18 protein-coding genes are annotated in these 22,745 nt (G+C 65.0%); 4 read left to right on the forward strand and 14 right to left on the reverse strand.

Going from position 1 to position 22,745, the window contains the following annotated elements; genetic code table 11:
- Positions 1 to 81 precede the first annotated feature (81 nt).
- Entirely contained in the window at positions 82 to 1,224 is a 1,143-nt protein-coding gene (locus tag GO592_RS40865) for a DUF475 domain-containing protein (protein ID WP_041813152.1), read from the forward strand.
- 155 nt (positions 1,225 to 1,379) lie between these two features.
- On the forward strand, positions 1,380 to 2,567 hold the full coding sequence (locus tag GO592_RS40870) for a TerD family protein (protein WP_007297000.1): 1,188 nt from the start codon (positions 1,380 to 1,382) through the stop codon (positions 2,565 to 2,567).
- Between the two features lie 810 nt (positions 2,568 to 3,377).
- On the opposite strand, the gene GO592_RS40875 is transcribed toward GO592_RS40870, so the two are convergent.
- From GO592_RS40875 to GO592_RS40890, 4 genes are all read right to left on the reverse strand, one after another.
- Positions 3,378 to 4,415, reverse strand: coding sequence for an ABC transporter permease (locus GO592_RS40875; RefSeq protein ID WP_007296999.1), 1,038 nt, complete (start codon positions 4,413 to 4,415; stop codon positions 3,378 to 3,380).
- Between the two features lie 6 nt (positions 4,416 to 4,421).
- A complete protein-coding gene (locus tag GO592_RS40880; protein WP_007296998.1) occupies positions 4,422 to 5,948 on the reverse strand; it encodes a sugar ABC transporter ATP-binding protein in 1,527 nt (508 codons plus the stop codon).
- The gene (locus GO592_RS40885) at positions 5,945 to 7,165 is read right to left on the reverse strand and encodes a substrate-binding domain-containing protein (protein WP_011599134.1); all 1,221 of its coding nucleotides are present in this window, start codon (positions 7,163 to 7,165) and stop codon (positions 5,945 to 5,947) included. The genes GO592_RS40880 and GO592_RS40885 overlap by 4 nt, the downstream gene beginning before the upstream one ends.
- A gap of 274 nt (positions 7,166 to 7,439) precedes the next feature.
- A complete protein-coding gene (locus GO592_RS40890; protein WP_007296996.1) occupies positions 7,440 to 8,888 on the reverse strand; it encodes an aldehyde dehydrogenase in 1,449 nt (482 codons plus the stop codon).
- Between the two features lie 186 nt (positions 8,889 to 9,074).
- Here GO592_RS40890 and GO592_RS40895 point away from each other — a divergent pair, with 186 nt between their 5' ends.
- A complete protein-coding gene (locus GO592_RS40895) occupies positions 9,075 to 10,349 on the forward strand; it encodes an ROK family transcriptional regulator (RefSeq protein ID WP_237720390.1) in 1,275 nt (424 codons plus the stop codon).
- 846 nt (positions 10,350 to 11,195) lie between these two features.
- Here the strand turns inward: GO592_RS40895 and GO592_RS40900 are convergent.
- The 6 genes from GO592_RS40900 to GO592_RS40925 form a co-directional block, all read right to left on the reverse strand.
- The gene (locus GO592_RS40900) at positions 11,196 to 12,008 is read right to left on the reverse strand and encodes a mycofactocin-coupled SDR family oxidoreductase (protein WP_007296994.1); all 813 of its coding nucleotides are present in this window, start codon (positions 12,006 to 12,008) and stop codon (positions 11,196 to 11,198) included.
- Between the two features lie 152 nt (positions 12,009 to 12,160).
- A complete protein-coding gene (locus GO592_RS40905) occupies positions 12,161 to 13,501 on the reverse strand; it encodes an MFS transporter (protein WP_007296993.1) in 1,341 nt (446 codons plus the stop codon).
- Between the two features lie 10 nt (positions 13,502 to 13,511).
- Entirely contained in the window at positions 13,512 to 14,531 is a 1,020-nt protein-coding gene (locus tag GO592_RS40910; RefSeq protein WP_007296992.1) for a Gfo/Idh/MocA family protein, read from the reverse strand.
- Positions 14,524 to 15,783 carry a Tm-1-like ATP-binding domain-containing protein gene (locus tag GO592_RS40915; RefSeq protein ID WP_007296991.1) on the reverse strand — a complete coding sequence of 420 codons (1,260 nt, stop codon included), beginning with the start codon at positions 15,781 to 15,783 and terminating at the stop codon, positions 14,524 to 14,526. The genes GO592_RS40910 and GO592_RS40915 overlap by 8 nt, the downstream gene beginning before the upstream one ends.
- A 12-nt stretch (positions 15,784 to 15,795) precedes the next feature.
- On the reverse strand, positions 15,796 to 16,605 hold the full coding sequence (locus GO592_RS40920) for an SDR family NAD(P)-dependent oxidoreductase (RefSeq protein ID WP_007296990.1): 810 nt from the start codon (positions 16,603 to 16,605) through the stop codon (positions 15,796 to 15,798).
- A gap of 56 nt (positions 16,606 to 16,661) precedes the next feature.
- Positions 16,662 to 17,498: a phosphoenolpyruvate hydrolase family protein gene (locus GO592_RS40925; protein ID WP_007296989.1), complete on the reverse strand. Its 837-nt coding sequence runs from the start codon at positions 17,496 to 17,498 to the stop codon at positions 16,662 to 16,664.
- A 912-nt stretch (positions 17,499 to 18,410) separates the two neighbouring features.
- Between GO592_RS40925 and GO592_RS40930 the strand changes: the two genes are divergently transcribed.
- Positions 18,411 to 19,118: a hypothetical protein gene (locus tag GO592_RS40930; RefSeq protein ID WP_007296988.1), complete on the forward strand. Its 708-nt coding sequence runs from the start codon at positions 18,411 to 18,413 to the stop codon at positions 19,116 to 19,118.
- Position 19,119: 1 nt separating this feature from the next.
- Here GO592_RS40930 and GO592_RS40935 read toward each other — a convergent pair whose 3' ends face one another.
- The 4 genes from GO592_RS40935 to GO592_RS40950 form a co-directional block, all read right to left on the reverse strand.
- Positions 19,120 to 19,359, reverse strand: coding sequence for a hypothetical protein (locus GO592_RS40935; protein ID WP_237720389.1), 240 nt, complete (start codon positions 19,357 to 19,359; stop codon positions 19,120 to 19,122).
- 366 nt (positions 19,360 to 19,725) lie between these two features.
- On the reverse strand, positions 19,726 to 20,640 hold the full coding sequence (locus tag GO592_RS40940; RefSeq protein ID WP_007296986.1) for a nucleotidyl transferase AbiEii/AbiGii toxin family protein: 915 nt from the start codon (positions 20,638 to 20,640) through the stop codon (positions 19,726 to 19,728).
- The gene (locus GO592_RS40945) at positions 20,637 to 21,602 is read right to left on the reverse strand and encodes a type IV toxin-antitoxin system AbiEi family antitoxin domain-containing protein (RefSeq protein ID WP_011599139.1); all 966 of its coding nucleotides are present in this window, start codon (positions 21,600 to 21,602) and stop codon (positions 20,637 to 20,639) included. Before GO592_RS40945 ends, GO592_RS40940 begins: the two co-directional genes overlap by 4 nt.
- A gap of 799 nt (positions 21,603 to 22,401) precedes the next feature.
- A complete protein-coding gene (locus GO592_RS40950; protein WP_007296984.1) occupies positions 22,402 to 22,599 on the reverse strand; it encodes a three-helix bundle dimerization domain-containing protein in 198 nt (65 codons plus the stop codon).
- Positions 22,600 to 22,745: the final 146 nt, after the last annotated feature.

Consider the following 22,745-nt stretch of genomic DNA (forward strand, 5'->3'; position numbering starts at 1 on the left):
CTCCCCCTGGCGTTCGGCCCGCTGGTGTTCACACCATTGCAGTAGCCACCCTGCATGCCCACTAGAGAAAGGCCACGCTTCGTGGTTCTGCGAATATTCGGTCTCTCCTTCGCTGTGACGGTGATCTCCCTCATCATCGCCGCGATCTACGGAGGCCCCCAGGCCGTCCTGCTCGTGGTGATCCTCTCGATCCTCGAGATCTCGCTGTCCTTCGACAACGCCGTCATCAACGCCACCGTCCTGCGCCGCATGAGCGAGTTCTGGCAGAAGATCTTCCTCACCGTCGGCATCGTCATCGCGGTGTTCGGCATGCGCCTGGTCTTCCCCCTCGTCATCGTCTGGCTGGCCTCCGGCCTCGGCCCCGTCGCCGCCCTCGACCTGGCACTCAACCCGCCCGCCGACGGTGCCGCGTACTTCCCCGACGGCAGCGCCAGCTACGAAACCCTGCTCACCGACGCCCACCCGCAGATCGCGGCGTTCGGCGGCATGTTCCTGCTGATGCTGTTCCTCGGCTTCATCCTCGAAGAGCGCGAGATCACCTGGCTGTCCTGGCTGGAGAAGCCCCTCGCCCGCGCAGGCAAGCTCGACCAGCTCGCCGTCATCATCGCCGGCGCCCTGCTGCTGATCACCGCTGCGTACATCGCCCCCGAGGACACCGTCTCCACGGTGATGATCGCCGGCGTCCTCGGCATGGTCACCTACATCGCCGTCAACGGTCTCGGTGAGCTGTTCAACACTCCCGAGGGAGACGAAGACGGCGAACTGGTCGAAGGGTCCAAGGGCGGACCGACCGAGCTGGCCAAGGCCACCGGTAAAGCCGGGTTCTTCCTGTTCCTCTACCTCGAGGTCCTCGACGCGTCGTTCTCCTTCGACGGTGTCATCGGCGCCTTCGCGATCACGTCCGACCCGATCATCATCGCCCTCGGCCTCGGCTTCGTCGGCGCGATGTTCGTCCGTTCCATCACCGTGTTCCTGGTCCGCAAGGGAACCCTGTCGGACTACGTGTACCTCGAGCACGGCGCCCACTGGGCCATCGGCGCACTGGCCGTGATCCTGCTGGTGTCCATCGGCTACCACGTCAACGAGAACGTCACCGGCCTCGTCGGTGTCGCCCTCATCGGCGCCGCGTTCATCTCCAGCATCATCCGCAACCGCCGCACCCTCGAACCGATCGAGGCGACCGGTGAGCGGGACGACGAACCGGAGAAGGCCAGCGTCGGCTGACGCGCCTCACCCGCGACCGGATCCGACCGATCTCAACGGTGCACCCTGCCGCGCCACGCCGCGGCAGGGTGCACCCCCGGAACACGAGCGCCCCCGGTGCCGGCCAAGCCTGGCGAGCAGCACCTTTCATCCGACGCAACACGCAGGAGAGACCCATGACGTCGCTTGTCCGCGGCCAGAACACCCCACTGACCTCACCGCAGCTGACCGTCACCGTGTCCGGTGTCACCCCCGGGTCGGTCGACCTCATGGTCTTCCAGGTCACCACCACCGGGAACGTACGCAGCGACAGCGATTTCGTCTTCTTCAACCAACCCGCCTCCCCCGAGGGAGCGGTCCGGCTCACCGGCCCCAGCACCGTCGACGTCGACGTCACCAAAGTGCCCCACAGCATCGACAGGCTGCGTCTGGCGGTGAGCATGGACGACTCCGCTCCCGGCAGCCTCGCCGCCATCCCCGGTCTCGGCGTCACACTGGGTTCGGTCTCAGCCCCAGCCCTCGGCCTGACCACTGAACGGGCCGCCGTCCTCGCCGAGATCTACCGGCGCGGTGAGCAATGGAAGATCCGGAACGTCTCCGCCGGCTGGGATACCGGCCTCAAGGCCCTCGTCACCGAACACGGTGTCGTCGTCGACGACGCCCCCAGCCACCCGCCGGCCCCCACATACCCGTCCACTCCCCCAGCCCAGCCGCCCGCGCCCGTCATTGCGCCCCCGGCGCCCACCCCCACGCCGGCGCCGCAACCGCGGGTCCAGCGCAGCAAGATCACCCTCACCAAGGCCAGCCCCACCGTGTCCCTCGCCAAGGGCGGCGACACCGGAACGATGCGGGTCAACCTCAACTGGACCCGCGGCCGGCGGGGCCTCTTCGGCGGCAATGGCGCGATCGACCTCGACCTCGCATGCCTGTACCAACTCAACGACGGATCCAAGGGTGTCGTGCAAGCACTCGGCAACGCGTTCGGCGACCTGCACTACCCGCCCTACATCGCCCTCGACGGCGACGACAGATCCGGAACCAACGCCGGCGGCGAAAACCTCCACATCAACCTCGCCCACCTCGCCGACTTCAAACGCATCCTCATCTTCGCCTACATCTACGACGGCACCCCGAACTGGTCCGCCGCCGACGGCATCGTCACCCTGTACCCACCCCACGGCCCCGAAGTGGAAGTACGCCTCGACTCCCCCGACAACCGCGCCCGATCCTGCGCCATCGCCCTCCTGAAAAACGAACGCAACGAACTGACCGTCACCCGAGAAGTCCGGTACATCAACGGAACCCAATCCGACATCTCCAAGGCCTACCGCTGGGGCCTGAAATGGACCGCCGGGCGGAAATGACCGCACCTGTGGGGACCGATCGAGAGGTGATCGCCGCCGGACGGATACCCACACCACGGAAACCGCACCGCGCTGTCAGCACGAGTGACGGGCAGGATGGCCGACTTGGCGAAGCTGGTCGACGTCGCCTGACCGAGAGAAGGACCCATCGCACAGCGACATACCATTCGGCAGATGCTGCCCGAGTGCTGGATCCGCCCGTTGGAATGGTGGGGGCGTTGGATTGGCGGAGACCCACAGATGCGGCAGGCTGCGGGTCCCCGCCCGCGCCGGACGTCTCGGGGAGGACACCCGAGTGAGACGTCCAGCGAGTCTGGGGCAGGATCAATCGGTCTTTCAGGTCGTCGCTCTCGGAATGTCAGAGTTCCACCGGCGAGCAGCCACACAATGGTGTCGAGATCGAGCAGTTGCGACGTCACGGCGCTTGTGACGGCGACTCCTCGCTGGGGTTCGCGCGAACCGAGTCTCGGAGCAACTGCAGTGACCGCTGGTGTGCTCGTGCGGCTTGGGCGCTGTCTCGGGCTCCGTCTGGTCCTGCTCGCAACGAGTCGTGTTCGTATTGGCGTGATTGCGCTTCGTACCATGCGGCCATGGTCTCGGCGCTCGCGCCCGGAGCGGGTCGGGTTATGGACAGTGCAGTCAACTCGATCAGGGTATTCGAGTCCATTGACAATCACCTTGTCATGAAATGTTCGCTAATGATGCCAGGTAGTACTCACGCCTGTCGGTGAGCGGGACCGGCGATGTCAGTTGGTCTTTTTCAGACGAAAGCCTGCGGATCGCGGCCTTCAGGAGTACTGAGGATGTGGTTCACTTCTTCTTCGCGAGGGCGACCGCAATGATAATGATGATGCCTTGGATGATGATCTGCTGGCTCACGTCCAGCCCGGCGAGGATCAGCCCATTGTTGATGAGGCCGATGAAGACTGCTCCGATCGCCGATCCGATGACTCTGCCGTAGCCGCCGAAGAGGCTGGTCCCGCCCAGAACAACGGCGGCGATAACGGAGAGCTCGTCCCCGGTGCCCCATTGATACCGGCCCGACTGAAGGCGGCCCGCGTAGAGCATTCCGGCGATGCTGGCGACGATGGCGGAGATCAACAGCACGTAGAAGGTGATCCTTTTGGTGCGGACGCCGGTGAAGCGTGCTGCGGTCTCGTTTCCTCCGGCGGCCAGTACCTGCCGTCCGAATGCTGTCTTGTTCATCACCACGACACCGATGAGGACGAAGAGTCCTGCCCAGAGCAGGAGGGAGGGAACGGGTCCGAAGTCTCCGGACCCGAACAGATTGGTGAAGGCCTTGTTCAGGATGGGCACCGGCTGGAAGTTGGAGATCCATTGCGCAACTCCGGCTGCGATGCCCAGCATTGCGAGGGTCACCAGGAAGGACGGCAAGCCCAGGATTGCGACGAGGCCCCCGTTGATGGTGCCGACCACTACGCCGGTGCCGAGTCCTGCCAGCACTCCGACCAGGACGCTGCCGGTCGACGAGATGGTCATGGCAGTGACGACACTGGACAGTCCGGCAACGGATCCGATCGAGAGATCGATCTGGGCGGCGGCGATCACGAAGGTTCCGGCTACCGCCATGACGGCGATGATGGCGGTTTGTCTGACGATGTTGAGCAAGTTGCTGGTCAGCAGAAAGCCGTCATCGCGTAGGAAGACTGTGAACAGTAGGAAGATGACGACGAAGCCGATGTAGATTGCGAAGTCGCGCCACTCGAGTTTGCCGAATCGTGCTGCGATGCTCGGTCGGCCGGGGTCAGGAAGCGCTGCGATGCCTGAGGTGGAGGTCGGCTCCTCCGCCCCGGCCGTGGCGTTCGAGGTGGTGGCTTTGGTGGGCATGGGTGTTCACACTCCTTGGATGGCAAGCTGGAGCGACTCTTCGTCGGGGATGGTGTCGCGGGCGAAGTCGGCGTCGATTCGCCCTTGTCGCATGACAAGGACACGATCGACGACGGCGAGGAGTTCCTCGAGTTCGGACGAGATGAGGATGATCGCGGTACCCGCGTCGGCGAGGTCGAGTACGAGTTGCATGATGTCGGTTTTGGAGGCGATGTCGACGCCTGTGGTGGGTTCGTCGAGAATCAGCACTCGCGGTGGTACTCCCACCTCGCCGAGGCCGAGCCACTTGGAGATGACGACCTTCTGTTGGTTTCCGCCGGACAATCGGCCGACTGGTTGATCGATTGCGGTGGTGCGAATTCCGAGTCTGCGCGTGAGGTCTACGCAGAGGTCACGGCCTCTGTCGTCGTCGATGAACGGCCCTCGGGTCAAGCGGGTGAGGCTGGGTAGCAGCAGGTTGGTCCGGACCGAATGCTCGCGTACGAGGCCTTGCGATTGACGGTCCTCGGGTACGAGCATGACACCCGACTTGATGGCGTCGAGTGGCCGACGTGGGTTGATGGTTGTGCCGTCGACCACTATCCGACCCGAGTCGGCGCGGTCGATGCCGAACAGGCATCGTGCCAATTCCGTTCGGCCGCTCCCGATCAGCCCGGCCAGGCCGACGACCTCACCGGCTGCCACCTTGAATGAGACGTTGTCGAGACGGTTTCCCGCAGTCAGGTTCTCCACGGACAGGGTGATCTCACGCGGAGTGTCGGTATCACGCGTGGTTCTGGTGAAACCGTGCAAGATCTCTCGCCCGACAATGGATTCGGCGACTTGTTCCGGTGGGACTGCGGACACGGTGTCGGTGAGGACCCGGCGGCCGTCGCGGATGATGCTCAGGCGATCGGCGACACGCGCAATCTCGGCCATTCGATGGCTGATGTAGACGATCGAGATGCCTTGTGTCTTGAGCCTGGCGATGAGGGCGAACAGCGCTTCGACCTCGGAATACGGGAGGCTGGCGGTCGGCTCGTCCATCACCAGGATCCGTGCTTGCATGCTCAGTGCCTTGGCGATCTCGGTGAGTTGCCAGTACCCGACGGGGAGATCTCCGATCAGGCTGCGTGGATCGATGTCGGCGCCCATGCGGTCGAGGAGCGTCCTCGCCTGTCGGTTCAGACCTCGATCGTCGATGAGTCCGAAGTGGTGGGGTTCGCGACCGAGGAAAATGTTCTGTGCCACCGAGAGGCTCGGGATGAGGCTGAACTCTTGGAAGACCATGCCTATGCCCGCCGCCGTCGCATCGGACGGTGAATGGAAATTTGCCGGTTCCCCGTTGATTGTGATCTCGCCCGCGTCGGCGCGGTGAACCCCTTGCAGGATCTTCATCAGCGTCGACTTTCCCGCGCCGTTGCCGCCGAGCAAGGCATGGACCTCGCCTTCACGTAGCTCGAAATCAACCCCGCGCAGGACGTCCACCTTGCCGAAGGATTTGTGGATGCCCCGCATGGAGACCGCGATCGAGGCATCGTTCGCGGCTTTCATCGTCCGCTGTCCAATGCCTGCTGGAGGTCGCTGGGGGCATCGGAGTGATACAGCGACTTCCATGAGTCGACAAGGTTGTCGCGAGTGACGGGGAGAGAGGGAAGTTCGACGAAGGCCGGAGCTGGTTTGCCCAGGAGCGCGTAGGCTGCGAGCTTCGCTTCGACGGTTCCCTGGTCGTATGGTTGCGCGGCGGCAATCCCGGCGACGAATCCGTTCTGGGCCATGTCGATGGCGACGTTGTTTCCCAGGTCCACCGTCGTGACGGCAAGGGAGTCGCGTCCCGAGGCGCGTGCGGCATCGATGGCTCCCTCACACGGCGCGTCGAAGAAGCACCACACTCCGCCGAGTTGGGGGTGTTTGGTGAGCCACGCGTTGACGTTCGAGTTTCCCTCGCCCTTCCAGTCCGGACCCAGTAGTCCCTTGTTCTCGACGATGTCGATGTCGGGGTAGTCTTTCGCGATCGTCTCGGTGAAACCCTGTTCCCGCAGAACATTCGTCGGTGCCTGTGCGCCGTGGTGGATCACACCCACTTCGCCTCTGCCGCAGAGGGCTTTCGCCAACTGGTGTGCGCCGAGAACACCGGCTCCGTAGTTGTCGGTCGCGACGACGGAGACATAGTCCTGTCCCGGTTGGAAGTTCTCGGCCGGGTTCTCCATGAAGACGATCTTGACGCCGGCGTCGGCGGCCTTCCGGTAGGCGGGCGCAAGCGCGACGGGGTCGAGGGAAGGGATCGACACGATGATGTTCGGTCTGGCCGAGAGTGCAGTTTCGATATCGGAAAACTGTTTGGCGGGATCGGCCTGGGCGTCGGTCTGGGCGACGATTCTGATGCCGAGCCTGTCGAACTCCGCCTTGAGCGCCTCGACCTGGGCGTTGCTCCAGCTGTCCCCGGAGAAGTGCATCACGACCGCTGCTGTGGAGTTCATGGCGCGGATTTGGGTCACCTCGGCGTCGGTGAGCTCGATCGATGTTGCCGGTACGGAGGTTTCACCGTAGGGGCCTTTGCCGATGACGTCACCGCTGGTGTATGCGGTGATCGCGGCGTCGTACGGGGTTGTGTCGCAGTTCGCGTTCGCAGTGCCGGTCGAGTTCGAGGCGCAGGCGGTGGCAGCGCCGGTGACGAGGAGTGCGGCGGCCACCAGGGCGTATCGGCGGCGGCCTGTCTGACGGTGATGTGCCGGTTTGGGGTTTCGGCTGTGTGCGGACGCGCGGGTCATGCTGCACCTCTGTGATGTGTGATGGGAAGACTGTGGGTCGGTCAGCAAGCGTGGGTTTTCGAGGGCTCCGACAGCGGCTGACTCATTAACGTCGATTTTCACTTTAATGTTGTCGATTCTCGACGTCAATGGTTTCGCGAGATCTCGGTCACACATATCCCGGTCTCGGATGACCGCGAAGGCCGTTGCAGGCGGAAATTGCCGGGCTACCTGATACAGCCTGGGCCGCCGAGCTTTTCGCTCGACGGCCCATGGGAAGTGCAGCGCCGGCCCGCTAGGCAGTCGCGCCAGCAGCGACGGAGAGGGTGATGCTCTTGGTCTGGGTCAGCGCGAACAGCCCCTCAGGGCCGCCTTCGCGACCGAATCCGGACTGCTTCACTCCCCCGAAGGGCGCTGCGAGGCACGGGAATGTGCCGTTGATGATAAAGACACCGGAGCGCACGCGACGTGCGACGTCGAGGCCGGCCTGCTCGTCGGTGGTGAACACCGACCCGGAAAGCCCGTACCGCGAGTCGTTCGCGATGGCGACGGCTTCGTCGAGGTTATCGAACGGAATGACGCAGAAGACCGGACCGAAGATCTCGTTCTGGGCGGCCTCCATGTCGTTGTTGACGTTGGTCAGCAGGGTGGGTTCGAGAAAGTACCCTTCCAAGCCGCTGGGCCTGGCGCCTCCGGTGGCGATGGTCGCACCGCCGGCGACGGCCCGTTCGATGTAGTTTTCGGCGCGGTCCAGGAAACGTGGTGCCGCGAGCGGGCCCCAGGTGGTGTCGAGGTTTGCGGGATCGCCCATCGTCAGCGCCTCGAGGCCGGCGACGAGTCGATCGACGACCTCGTCGTGGATTTCCCGGGCGACGAGGAGTCGCGTCATAGCCACACAGATCTGACCGCTGTAGAGGGCCATCGCGTCGACCAGGGCGGGAACCGCAAGATCGAGGTCGGCGTCGGCGGCGACGATCGCGGCAGACTTTCCACCCAACTCCAGCACGAGGTTGGCTACGCGGTCGGCACACGCGTGCATGACGGACATCCCGACCTCGGTGCCGCCGGTGAAGTGGACGGCCGCGATCCCCGGATGCTCGACGAGGTACTGGCTGACGTCAGCGTCGCCGGCGAGGATGCTCAAGACCCCGGGCGGGAAATCGGCCTCGGCGGCCGCATCGGCAAAAAGATATCCGAGCATCCGGCATTCGGGCGGAAGCTTGATGATCATCGTGTTCCCGGCCAGCAGGCCGGGGATGATTGCGAGTGCGAATTGCATGTGCGGGCCGTTGAACGCCACGATCCCCACGGTGGGCCCGATCGGTTCCTGGCGAACCTCGATACGTCCCATCGAGGTCTCGCGTGTCTCGATCCACGGAGCGGTCCGGGACTCGTCGAGCGCCCGATTCCACAGATCCGAGGCGGCTTTGGTGAGTTCATCGCCGTTGCGGAACGGCATTCCGGCCTCGAGTGCCCAGACTCGGACGATCTCATCGAGGCGCTTGTCCAGCGCGCCACAGAATCTCGTGACGATCTCACCTCTCGCGTCGTGAGTCAGGTCGGCCCAGGCGCCGAAGGCCTCCTGGGCCTGCGCGACGGCGAGTTTCGCGTCGTCAACGGTGGGTCGAGGCAGTTGGCGAATCACCCGACCGCCGAAGGGCGCGACGACATCGGCGAGTTCACTGCCCTGCGGAGCCACCCAACGGCTACCGATAAAGAGTTCGTTCGCGTGTGGGACGTTCATCTGGAGATCTCCTCTGAGTGGTCATTGTTCGCACCGCTGTTTCGAAGGCGGTCAGCGGACCGGGCAGACGGAACGGGCGCACCGAGAACCCACCCGCCACGTATATGTCGGAAATCACCATAATGATGTCGAAATGTTTCGTCAATAGGATGGATACCCACTCACGTCGGCGTATATGCTGATTTCATGACGTTAAATGGGGGTGGCGGATCGCCCCAGGATCTGCCGTCGACGCGCCGGGCACAACGCATCACCGGCAACGGCACACAACCTGTGAAACGGTCCGGTGGCCGAATGGCGAGGACCGGTGAGGTACTGAACCTGGTCCGACTCGGAAAGGTCGAGACCGTCACCGAATTGGCGAAGTCGATGGGGCTGGCCCGCTCGACCGTCAACGAACGACTCGACATTCTCCAGCAGATCGGACTGCTGACGACCGGTGGAGAAACGTCACCGGGTCGAGGCCGGCCCGCGAGCCTGTTGGCGTTCAACGCGGCCGCCGGCGTCACCCTGGTAGCTCAAGTGGGCATGAGTGGGACGATGCTCGCCATCACCGACCTGGATGCGGAGATACTCTGGCGCACCCAGGTCCAATTCGACGTGTCGCACGGACCGGACGCGTTGATCGAGCTCATTTGCACTGTTTTCGGGGACGCCTTGGCGGAACTCGAAATTTCCGCCGACCAGGTGTACGGCGTCGGACTGGGACTGCCCGGCGATGTCGAGATCTCCACGGCTCCGGCGTCGAACCGGGCGGGGGGCAGTCGCGCTTGGGTGAACTTCCCTTTCGCGGAGCGTCTTTCGCAGTCGTTCCATGCACCGTCCTTCGTAGACAGGGACGTCAACCTGATGGCGATCGGAGAACACCGAACGGGGTGGCGCGACGCCAACGTGCTGGTGTCGTTGAAGGTCGGAACTGTTGTCGCGTGCGGTCTGGTGATCAACCACAACGTGGTGCGCGGGGCCACCGGAATGGTAGGCGAGATCGGCCATACCAAGATCGCGGGCGTGGACCTGCCCTGCCCGTGCGGGAGCCGGGGGTGCCTCAACACCATCGCCGGCGGACCAGCCCTGGCGGCGTCCCTCGTGGAGCAGGGTTTCCAGGCGCACACCGCCCGCGACGTGGCCGACCTGGCGAACTCCGGGATCGTTCCTGCGGGCCAGGCCGTGCGCGAGGCCGGCCGTCACGTCGGGGAGGTCATGGCGTCGGTCATCAATCTCCTCAACCCCGACGTCGTGACGGTATGGGGGTATCTGGTCGATGCCGGTGACCAGTTCCTCGTCGGGATGCAGGAGTCGATCTACAAGTCGGCACTTCCCTCATCCGCTCGCGCCACGGTCATCACTCGTGCGCGCCTCGGCGACGACGCGGGGCTGCGAGGGGCCGCGTTGGCGGTCATCGAGGACGCCTTGGCGCCCGAAGCGATCGACGAGTTGGTGGCGACAGCCGACGCCGGATGATGCGCCCGGCCGGTATACGCGCAACACCCCGCCGATAAACTCCCTCCGGAAAGGCCGGCGATTGCCAACCGGCGCCCCCAATCGGTCCGCGGCGGACCATTCCCGTCGCGATCTGACCTCGACTGCGATGACAACGCAATGGTCGCGATGACCCTGCCCGGTCCGTTGACCCGCTCTGCGCTCACCGGTGGTGTCGGCATCGTCTGAGGCCGTGCACCCGTTCACCGGGTGCACTCCTCAACGAGATGGCGGCGGGTAGGCGGCCCAGAGCCGCTGGGCGACGCTTCGATCACATTTCCTCGAGGCGAGGATGTGCCAGAGTCGCTCGGAGAAAGTCGATTTCGTGATCCCATAGGTGACGAATAGCTCCGCCTCCGGCGGGCCACCGAAAGGCGCCCAGATGTCAGCGAACGACAGAAACGCTTCGGTTTCGTCGCGTACGACCCCGGGACGGTGGCGAGTTGTTCCGGATTGTGTTCGTTGCCGATGTCGTTGTCGATACTTACGCACATCGGCTTCTATCGCAGAGTGCTCATGCTCGCGACGGACCTGACGGGTTCGCGGATCCGGTGTCCATCCGGACCTCGTCCACGGATGTTCACGCTGAGGGTGTTCGGGCATGACCGCATCTGTTCTCTCTGATCGACCGGGGTATGCGCCGCCAATCCGGTGCCCTCCGGTGAGGTGTTCTCGGTTTGGAGGGGCACCGGCGGGGTGGGGCTACGGGGACCGTTATTGTCGTTTCCTGCCCGCTCACGTGGCGGGAGAGGACCGGTAGCTACTCTTCCTCTTCCGCCGCGTAAGCGGCGCCCCCGGACCTGGGTGGCGCACTTGGCACCACGGGTGTCAGCGACCGGCGAAACCGGCGTCGACCGGCAAGCTGACTCCGGTGACGTAGCGACCTTCCTCGGACGCCAGCCATACGATGGCATTGCTGATGTCCTCGGGTTCGACCATGTCCACCGGAAGCGCGTTGGCCATGTTGGCGTCCCACTCGGGGTGCGTCTCGAGGAACCCGCGGACGTGATCGTTGTTGATCAGTTTCGTGTTGACGCCAGTCGGATGGAGGGTGTTCACCCGAATCATGTGCGGAGCCAGCTCATTGGCGAGTGTCCGCATCAGGCCGACGATACCGTGTTTGGCGGAGACATAATGTGCGAGGTTGACCATACCCTTGGTACCTGCGGACGAACTGGTGATGGCGATGCACCCTCCATGACCCGCCTCGATCATTGCGGGGATGGCGGCCTTGACGGTCTTCCACACCCCGGTCAGGTTGACACCGATCATCTCGTCCCACTCTTGCTCGGTGATCGACCAGGTGTTGGGAACGAAGCAGGTGAAGGCGGCGTTGGCGCAGATGATGTCGAGCCGGCCGAACTCGGCCACCCCGGTGTCGACGAACTGCGCCATGGTGTCCGCGTCGCGTACATCGATCTCGGCGGTCAGGATGCGCCGTCCGAGTGTTTCGACGAGTCGCTGTGTTTCCTTCAAATCCTCGGAGCTGGCCAGGGGGTATTGCACCGTGTCGAGTTGCCGGCATACGTCGAATGCGAGGATGTCCGCGCCTTCTTGTGCCATGCGGATCGCGTGGGACCTGCCTTGACCTCGTGCGGCACCCGAGATGAGTGCCACTTTTCCTGCGAGTCGTCCTGTCATGACGATTCCTCTCTGCTTGTGCGGTTGCCTCCGCAGGTGTTGCTGATTTCAGGCGGGGGTGGGCGACGACGCAGTCGTGATGTCGGCGCCGATGCGGATCCGTTCTCTGTTTGTCGCTCAGGGTGCGGGGGGTCCGTCGCCCCGCGCGGGGGTCAGCCCGCGGTGTCGTGCATCGTCGCGAGGTCCCTGCGGTGGGTTTCCTTCGCCAGTCCGACTCCGATGCTGGTGATCACTGCGACGGTGACCACGTAGATGGCCACGGGAATCGACGAGTCGAAGGCGCCGAGCAGGGCAATGGCAATCAACGGCGCTATGGCGCCACCGATCACGGTCGTGACCTGGGCACTGATCGACATGCCCGTGTATCGGACCCTGGTGGGGAACTGCTCGGCGAAGAACGCTGCCTGAGGCCCGTAGAGGGCCGAGTGGAAGATGAGCCCACCGACCATGGCCAGAAAAACCAGTGGCGAGCTCCCGGTGTCGAGGAGCCAGAAGAATATCCAGATCCAGACGGCGGTGCCGATCGCTCCGCCGAGCAGCACGGGGCGGCGACCGAGTTTGTCCGACAGCGCACCGAAAAAGGGTGTCGCGACAAGCTGGATGACGTTGGCGAGGACGAGTGCATTCAACACCACGCTCTTGTCGACGCCGCTCCGCTCGACGGCGTACACGAGGATGAACGCGGTCAGGACGTAGTACACGATGTTTTCGGTCAAGCGTGCACTCGCACACGCGGCGAGCTCGCGGCGGTGCTCGCGCAGAACGGTTCGGGCGGGGGCTTCCTCCGCCACCGCCTTCTCTGCCTGTTCGTGTGCCTCCACGAACAACGGTGCGTCCTCGACCTTGGACCGGATCCAGTAGCCCACGACCAGAAGCACGGCGGACAGCAGGAAGGGGATACGCCATCCCCAGTCGAGGAAGGCGTCGTCATCGAGTGTGGCGGCGAGCACGGCGAGGACTCCGGTGGCGATGAGGTTGCCCAGTGGGATTCCGGCCTCGGGCAGGCTGGTCCACGCGCCGCGTCGTCGGGCCGGCACCCGCTCGGCGACCAGGAGCATCGCTCCGCCCCACTCGCCGCCCAGGGCAAAGCCCTGGATGAGGCGAAGTGCGCTCAGTGCGATGGCCGACCACACCCCGATGGCCGCGTAGGTCGGTAGCAGTCCGATCGCGAAGGTGGCGCCGCCCATCAGGACCAGGCTGATGATCAGCAGCGGCTTGCGGCCGATGCGGTCCCCGAAGTGGCCGAAGACGAGTCCGCCGATGGGGCGGGCGAAGAACCCGAGGGCATAGCTGAGGAAGGCGAGCAACGTGCCCACGATCGGGTCCTCGGCGGGAAAGAACAGTTTGTTGAATACCAGGGCAGCCGCGGAGCCGTACAGCAGGAAGTCATAGGCCTCCAGCGCCATACCGGTGGTGCTGGAGGCGACGACGCGGGCGAGCCCTCGACGTGAGGTCGGCGGCGCCTGGTTCGCGGTCGTACTGTTGCTGGACATGGGTTTTCCCTCAGATTCTGGTCGTCAGGTAGGCGTCGAGGTCGACGGGCTGCCCGGTCGCTTGGGATGTGTGGGCTGCCTCCATGAGGGCGACCACTGTTCGTGCTTCCTCCGCGGAGGACTGCGGGGTTCTGCCCGTAGCAATCGCGTCGACGAACTCCCGGAATTGGTTGTCGAAGGAGGAGTCTCCGTTGATGTAGGGAACGACTTCTTCCTGCACCGCGGGAATGTTGTTCACCCAGAGGTTCCGGTCGTCGGTGAGCCGCATGCTGCCCTGCGGTCCGTTGATGAGTCTGTCGTTCACCGGGACTCGGGTGTTCAGGGAGATGTAGCCGGAGGCGAGGCTGCCGTCCTCGAATTCGACCATCAGCATGGCCTCGTCTTCGCCCTCCCACAGATCACGCAGGCGCCGCGTCTGGGCGTACACCCGAGTGGGACGGCTGCTGATGAGCCAGAGCATGGTGTCGAGGACGTGCGGACCGTTGAGCCCCAGAGCGAGCCCGCCGGTGTCGGAGGCGGACTTCCACCACTGCGTTGCCACGTGCTCCGCGAAGACGCCCAGGGTATGGGTCAGGGTCAGGGGACGACCGAGGTCCGCTACCCGCTTCTTTGCGGTCTGGGCTCCCTCGAAGAAGCGTCGGCAGTGGGCGACCATGAGCACGCGGCCATTGGCTGCGGCGGCGTCGATCATGGTGTCGGCGTCCGCTAGCGAGGTGGCGAGCGGTTTCTCGATGAGCACGTGCTTGCCGTTTTCGACCAAGGCCTTGGTCAGCGGCGCGTGCACATGGTTGGGGACGGTGAGGACGACCGCGTCTATGTCGTCGGCCAGGATGACCGCTTCGGCATCGTGGACCGCACGCTCGGCCGCGTATCGACCTGCCAGATCCTCGGTGCGTTCTTTCTCGTGGGGCAGGCCTGCGACCGCGACAAGGGTGGCAACGTCGCTGGCGGAGACAATGGCGGGTAAGTGCGCGGCAGCGATCCGACCGGGGCCGATCAGGGCAACGCGGAGTTTGTCGTTCTCAGGCATGGTTGCTCGCTTGGGCTGTGTAGGGGACGTGGCTGAGGTAGTCGAGCAGTAGACGGGCAGCAGAGGTCGCGAAGACCTCGTCGTTGATGTGCTGGTCGATGTCGATCACGGTCACCGCCGAGCCGTCCAGGGACGACTTGACGGCGTCGAACAGGTCGCGGCGGGCCTCGGGGCGGTCGAAGGGTTCTCCTTCGGCATCGAGTGCCGAGGTACCGCGCAGGGGAATCAGCAGGGTACACGGTCCGGTGGCGAGGCGGAGTTTTCTGCCGATCGCCTCGCCGATTTGTCGTGCCTCATCGCTGGTGACCCGCATCAGCGTGTTCTCGGCGTTGTGGTGGTAGAGCAGACGGTTCGCAAAGGTGCCAGGGATGGTGTCCGGTGCTCCGAAGTTCACCATGTCGGTGGCCCCGAGAGATACGACTTGGGGTACGCCGTGCCGGGCGGCGCTTTCCAGGCGTGTAGGTCCCGCAGACAGAATGCCGCCGACGACCTCGTCGGACCATTCGGTGGTGGTGAGGTCGAGAACTGCGTCGAAGTAGCCCTCCGAGATCAGGCGTTCCATCGTCCGTCCGCCAGTACCGGTGGCGTGGAAGACGACAACTTCGCATCCCGCGTTCTCGAGAATACTTTTGGCGCACATGACAGCCTGGGTGGTGACACCGAACATCGAGGCCGCGACAAGGGGCCGGTCCGCTGTCGGTGAGACGTCCGGTCTGGTGCTCAAGCCGTTCACCATCCCCGCGAACGCGTCAGCGGCTTGGGTGTAGGTCACGCTGCTGATCCGGTTGAGACCGGCGACGTCCACTATCGACGGGAACATCACGATGTCGGAGGTGCCGACGTAGTTCGCGGTGTTCCCCGAAGCCACAGTGGACAAGATCGCTTTCGGAAAACCGAGCGGCAGATCCCGCATGACGATCGATCCGATCGTGGTTCCTGCACCGCCACCGAGCGCGAAGACACCCTGAATGCTCTCGGTGGCGACCAGATCCTCGACTATGCGGCGGGCGCCGGCACCCATGACGTCGACCGCCGACGAGCGATCGTGCCGCCGCCGGAGAACACCCAGGTCCATTCCGGCGGAGTCCGCGACCTCCTCGCGGGTGCTGTCCGCGTGAAGTAGGGGCTCGTCGAGCACGCCGACGTCGATGAGGTGCACCCGCAATCCATGCTCGCGCAAACGCGCGCGGATGTAGCCGGCGTCGTCCGCCTTGGTGTCGAGCGCCGCTATCAGGGCGACTGTTGTGGTCACGGTGTTGTCCTGTCAGAGGGTGAGGATGCCGCCGTTGACGTCCAGGGTGGCGCCGGTGATGAAACGAGACAGATCCGACAGCAGAAACAGTGTGGCCCCGACGACATCCTGCTCGTATACGTTGCGGCCCAACGGGGTCTGCTTGGCCAACTCCACGAGATCCGCTTCACGGTGCAGGTCGGTGAGCAGGTCATTCATGCGGACCCCGATGATCCCTCCAGGACATATGGAGTTTGCGCGGATGTTCTGCGGGCCGAATTCTTTGGCGATGTGCCTGGTCAGCCCGAGAATTCCTGCTTTGGCGGCCGAGTAATGGCAGCCGAGGAACGGACTCGAGGTGCGCCCGGCCAGCGATGAGATACTCACCAGTGCGCCGCCGCCGGATTTAGCGATGTGCGGGATCGTCGCCTGGTAGCTGATGAAAGCGCCCTTGAGATTCGAATCGATGATGAGATCCCATTCCTCACTGGCGATCTCGAGTGTGGGACGTTGGGCGCGGTAGGCGCCGGCCGAGTACACGACATTGTGCAGCGCGCCGAATTTTTCGACGGTCTGGGCGGCCACGCGCTCTGCGTCGTCGGGCCGGGTGGCATCTCCGGCGACGCCGAGGAATCGGTCGCCGTAGTGCTTGAATTCCTCGGCGACGGCATCGACTCGTTCTTTGTTCAGGTCAGAGATGGCGACTCGGGCACCGAGCTGCAGAAGGTTGTCGGCGGTCGTCTTGCCCGTTCCGCGGGCTCCACCGACGACCAGCGTGACGGTGTTGGTGAGTTTGTCGCCGACGGCGTTCCAGTCGAAGTTGTCGTGCAGGTGGGCGGTCATGGTGGTCCTTCTTGATCTGGCGATGTAGTGGGGGTAGACAGGGATCAGTTCCTGGCTCAGGCGGTCGTTGTTGCCTTGAACGCCGCGGTTGTCTGTGTCAGAGCTTCTTCGACCGGAAGCCGTTCCATGCTGGAGGCTCCGACGAAGCCCACGGCGTTCGATCGCTTCATGACGTACTCGGCGTCCGATGGTGTCGCTATGGGCCCACCGTGGCACAGAACAATGACGTCGGCCTTCGCCGCCAGTGCCGCCTCCCCGATCGCCTGAACCCGATCGCAGGCGTCTTCGAGGGAGAATGCGCCGTCGGTCGACATCCCGATGCTGCCGCCCACCGTCAGCCCCATGTGGGCGATCACCGCGTCGGCCCCGACCGCTGCCATGGCCGCGGCTTCCTGTGGGGTGAAGACGTAGACGATGGTGAACAGACCTAGCTGGTGGGCGATCTCGATCATCTCGACCTCACGCTGGAAGCCCAGACCCGATGCCTCGAGTTCCTCCCGGATGCGACCGTCGAACAGGCCCACTGTCGGAAAATTGTTCACGCCGGAGAAGCCTGCGGCCGCAACCTGTTCGAGCAGGCGGCGCATGTCCCGAGTCGGATCCGTCCCATTCACGCCCGCAATGACCGGTGTGTTGTGAACAACCGGCAGAACTTCACGCTCGCCCATCTCCAGAACGATCGCATTGGCGTCGCCGAGCGGAAGGAGCCCGCACATCGAGCTGTGTCCCGCCATCCGGAACCGGCCGGAGTTGTACACGATGATGACATCGGCCCCGCCGCGCTCGATGAACTTCGCCGAGATCCCAGTGCCCGCCCCGGCGCCAACAATCGGACGCTGATCACTGACTTGCGTATTTAGTCGGTCGACAACCTGCTCTCGGGTGAACGACATCGGACCGCCCTTTCCAAAACCGTCGATAGCGTGACCGCCATCACTTATTTATGTCGAATATCAACATAACTCTGTCGACATTCGAAGTCAACCTTCGGGCAGGGGCACAGACACCGTCCGCGCGGACGGGACGAGACCACCCCGAACGAGGGCGCGACAGCACCGGTGAGTCCCCTCGTATCCACCCACACGTCATCAGTACCCACACGTCATCAGCGACGCCCCGGTCCAGCACCAAACAGTTCCCAGAACACGAATGGCTCTTCGACCAGTGACATTTCGGACACAATCGTCATCGGACCGGCGCACCCTCGCCTTCTCGCGATGATGCGTCCACCAGCTCGGGGGCGACAAATACCTCCGCCAAAAGCAGGAAGCCAACACCTTCGAATGCGACGGTGCGATTGGCCGCAACCCCTACACCAACGGCACCTACCCCGATGCCGTCACATGAACACCCGTCGGCACCACCTCCGATCGCGGATACTCCTGCTACAACAGCGGCTGCTACTGACCCGACGGAACCCCCGTCATCGGCGCCGACCGATGCGGCAACAAACCCACCTCAGGTGAGATACAACAGCCAACGGCCGCGAAGCCGGCTGCATCACCGATCCGAAACTCTTTGCCGGCGTGAGCTACTGACACCAACCGGCTGCACCAGGCCGCTACAGAGTCCCAGCCCCAGCGGCCCGCGCCTCCGCCGCCCACGCCGCCACCCCCGCTGGGCCTCGCCGCAGCGCCCCAGCAAGCACAGAGCAGCACGGACCAGACCGAGAACCTGCGCGTTGGGGCCCACGATGTGGTAACGCCAGGTTTCGCCGGCGGCAGGAGTCGACGATCCACAGCCTGCTGGCCGGGAACCCTTCGCGCATACTCGAAAAGCGACGAATCCATAGCGAGGAGCAGTCGATGACCCACGATCCCGATCTGGGCGTGCTGGTGCGCCGTGTCGGATCCACGAGCGCCTGGGCCACCCCGGAGATGACCGCATACGTCAACGAGGATCACCTCCAGCGGATCATCGCCGACGCCCCCGTCGAGTACCTCAACGAGATCACCCGCGACGACATACGCCGGGACGGCGACCTCGAAATCCTCATCCCCTCCACCTACGGCGGCGAGATCGCCGCAGCCAAAACCCGCGCCTCGGCCGGCACCACCACCCGATGGACGAAGGAAACCTTCCTCGACGCCATCGGCTCCGACACCGACCACGCGAGCGCCGAGAAACTCTTCGCGCTACTCGGCCAGGTCGACGGCCGGCGCGGAACCCACGACGACCTCTGGTACGGCAACAAACCCGGCGGTGGAATCGTCTTCCACCCCTACGGGCTGCGGTACGCGCCGATCCAACTGTGGATCAACAAGACCGGGCAGCTGATGGCCTACGGCAACTGGTACCAGTACGTACGACAAGATCAAATACCACCGTGGGTTCGCCGAACTCGCCCACCTCGTCGGCCAGGACACCAATCCACAGAGAAAGGCTTCCCCATCGCCGACCTCCCCGACCTCGACCAGTTCTGGTCCGTCACCCTGCGATGCGCCGAACACATCAACCGGCCGCACGCCGGGTCCGATCACCGGGACGTCGACACCGACACCGCCATCCTCTGATCTACCTGCACGGCTCGGTGTCGGTCCGCACAGCCAACACCAACGTGATCTTCCCGTCACCCTCGGTGCCCGCCACCCCGACACTGAGGGAGGTCGCCCACGGACCGAGACTGCCGACAACGATCGCCAAGCACGCAACCAACCCGGCGACGATGTTCGGCGTGTAGTTCACCGGAAGCGGCGACGGTGGCCGCGGCGGCGGCACACCGACGAAACCGCCCGGAGCAGTCAAGTCCACCACGGGGACGGAGGGGACGAAGGGCTCCGGCTCGTGTGACTCGAGGGTTTGCTGTTGGCCAACCATCGCTCCACCGGACTCAATTCGGCGTCACCGCCGGGTCCGCTCGCTTGATCCGTCACCTCCTGCACCGTCCCTCTCTCGTTACAGCACGAACTACCGCCCCGCCGAGCGTAATGAGAGTGTAAAAGACCGGCCGAGTTCGGTACCGACGGAATCTGAATTCACCCGCCACCCAGCCCGCTCACGGCAGTTCCCCCACTCCTTGCCCTTGCCGTGCGCGTGAACGACGCTCTCCTGGATAGACTCTCGGTCTGCGCGGTCACCCAGGCTCTGGTTTCATGCAAGGTCCGCGTCCCTGACGATGTCCTACTCCGGAGCCTCCCAGGCGCTGCGCCCGTGACTCCACACCGCCGACTCCCGAGCAGTGGGAAGCGCACCCAGGATGCGGTCGTAGCAGCGACCCGCCACAGCCAGCGCCACGTCCAGGTCGTACAGGTCTGCGGTCAACGGAGAGTTGCGGGCGGTCTTGGCCCACTGCGTCGCCCACGCCGGGCCCGGGCTCACCAACGTGACCGGCAGCGAGGGCAGGCCGCGCACCCGCCGCTCCCGCTCGACCGCATCGACGGTGGAGGTGAGATCGATGGGCAGGAACATGCTGATCAGCAGCAGATCCACCAGATCACGGAACCGCCCCGACGCCGCCCCGGCCGCACCGTGCACCTCGTAAAGTGCGCAGATCTTGTCGGCGATTTGATCCGCCAGCGGATACAGCGGGACACTGGTCTCGGGTGGGAAGTCGTCGGTGTCGACCAGCCGCGGGATCGGACGGCGCTCGATCTCCCCGACGAGGGTGCGGCGGCTGCCGACCACATCGAGGGAGAAGCTGTCGTACTTCTTGCTGCCGAGGGAGGCCGTCACGGTGACCGTGACCCCCTTGTCGTGGCTGAGCTCGGTAGCCGGGCCGACCTCGAAACGGAAGTGGTCGAGATGGTGGTCGCGGACCGCGCGGCGCAGCTCGTCGACCGAGTCCGAAAGGTCGGTGGCAGCGAGGAGGTCGATGTCCTTGCTGTAGCGGGCCTGCGGCAGACGCACCATCATTCCGATGCCGCCCTTGAGGATCCACCCGTCCGGGTCGGCATCGAAGACGCGGGTGAGGAAGCGGGCGATGACGAATCGGCGGCGCACCAGGGCGATGTTCTGGCCGTGATCGTGGGCGTATCGGTTGAGGCGGTCGGTGATGCTCGCCCGCACCGCCTGCGGGGACCGCGGCACCGGGCTCACCGGTCGGACACCTTCGCCGGCCGAGCCGAGCGGCCCGGCCGTGCCGTCCGATCGGATCCGGTCGTGCCGGTGTCCTCCGCGACCCGGCGGGCGGGAGCGGCCGCCCCGGCGCCGGAGCTGATATGGCCGGCGGCGGACTGCCCGATCGCAACGGAGAGCGACCGCAGCAGCGCATCCCGCGCCTGCGGCGACTCGGTCATCGCCTTCATCAGGGCGGCGACGTCCAGCTGCCCGGCCTCCGCCGCGGCCACAGTTGGCGCAGTAGTGGTGGTGGTGTTGCGGGCCAGGTCCGCGACCGCCAGCATGGTGGCCGGCACCCCCGCCTGCGCGATCAGCACCTCCAGGAAACCCTGCCCGTCCAGCGCCCGGTGACCATAGTCGAAGGCATGCGGGGCCAGTACCGCAACCACCTCCGCCACCGTGACCAGTCCTCGGGTGAGGGCGTCGCGGACCACCGACGCCAGATGCCCCGCATCGGTACCGGCGGCGGCCAGATCGGCGATGGTGCGGACCGGGGTGGTCACCGGCAGCCCGTCGACGAGCTGCCAATCCTCCCGCGACAGCGCACCCCGGTGCACGATCACCCCCGGCAGCGCCAGCCGGATCCGTCGGGTCGCGGTCAGCTCCACCACATCGGCGTCCAGATCCCCCACCCCGTGCAGGGCGGCGGCGGTGCGATGCGAAAGCACCCCGGTCGGGACCGGCTGATCCAGCCGCTCCCACACCACCACATCCGGGTCCAGCGCCAGCCACGCCACCCGCTCCCCCAGATGCACATCCTCCGGCATCCGTCCCAGCCGGTACAGCCCATGATGCAACCGCTCGAGCACCCCCGAATCGACCATCCGCTTGAGCTGCTGCACCGACACCGACGTCACCGCCCGCGCCTGCCGGCTGGTCACCACACCCCCCTGCTCAGCAGCCAGCGCCACCACCTGCGCAGCACGACTATCCGATCTCATGACACAATAATACACACTTTACCGAATGTTCAGGGCACCGTATGTAATTATCGTGCCAGTCTAAGTTGACGATGATGCCGTTCAGCGCGGCAACCAGACTCCGGGCCTGCCAGTACCCGAGGATGCTCAGCGGACGGTCCGCATCGGGCCGTGCCAGCTCCTCTTCTCCCCCGCGTGCACATGACGAACCAGGACGAACATGCCCACCCTCCGCCACCCCGCCGTTCGGTGCGGTTGCCCGATCGGCACCAGAAGGCGCCAGGCCGCCAGACGGAAGACATCGGCGAACTGGCGACAGGTGTGATCGTCGTCGACGCGCCGCTCCGGGGGCTGTCGTTCGCAACAGAATTCGCCGCCAGGACACCTTCGTCGTCACCGCATCAGCGAGCGAGCGCCGTCGGTGAGCACGGGCGGTGAGCGCGGGCGCCGGCGAACAACGGAACCCGCCGCCCACGGAAGGCCGGGTAGCGGGCTCCTCACACGGCCCCGCAAGGCCGATGGCAGTGACGGGCACCATGTCCGGGTAGTCAGTTCGGTGGCGTGCCGATGCATCGCGGGTCATCACCTCGGGAAACCGGAACACGATCGCATCGATAAGCCGATGCACCTCCTACAGCTCGGCACGCAGCGCAGCGGCCTCGCCGCGCAGCCAGTCGGCGAGCCGGTGGGCCTGGGGCGCCCTCGATGAAGGCATCGACGGTCTCGATCCGCGCCGCGAGGATATCGATCGCCGTGTCCAGTTGGCCAACGGAAGATCCGCGCCTGCGCGCGTCCGAGTCGCCCGCCCTCGCGCCGACGCTCACGCCTCGAGCAACGAGCTTCGTGGTCGCCGCACGCTCGAGAAGCAACGAACGAAATCCCGAATCGGGCATCCCACGAAATGGGCGACCGCCTCCGCCACCGCGGTCCCGACCGCCTCCCGCGACCCGGCCGGGAACTTGTTCAGCAACCGGACGGTGAACTGCGAGATCTGGCGGGCTTTCTCCTCTGCGTTCATACCCCAGAGCCAGCGCTCCCCCGGTCACCACATCAGTCCGTCACCCTGGCCTCTCTGGGCCGGGCATCCTGGGCAGCGAATACTCAACGCTGACCGCGACCGCCGCGTGCACGCAGCTACCGGCCCCAGCACCTGGTCTACGCCCA

This window comes from Rhodococcus sp. 21391 (assembly GCF_016772255.1).
Lineage (GTDB): Bacteria > Actinomycetota > Actinomycetes > Mycobacteriales > Mycobacteriaceae > Rhodococcus_F > Rhodococcus_F opacus.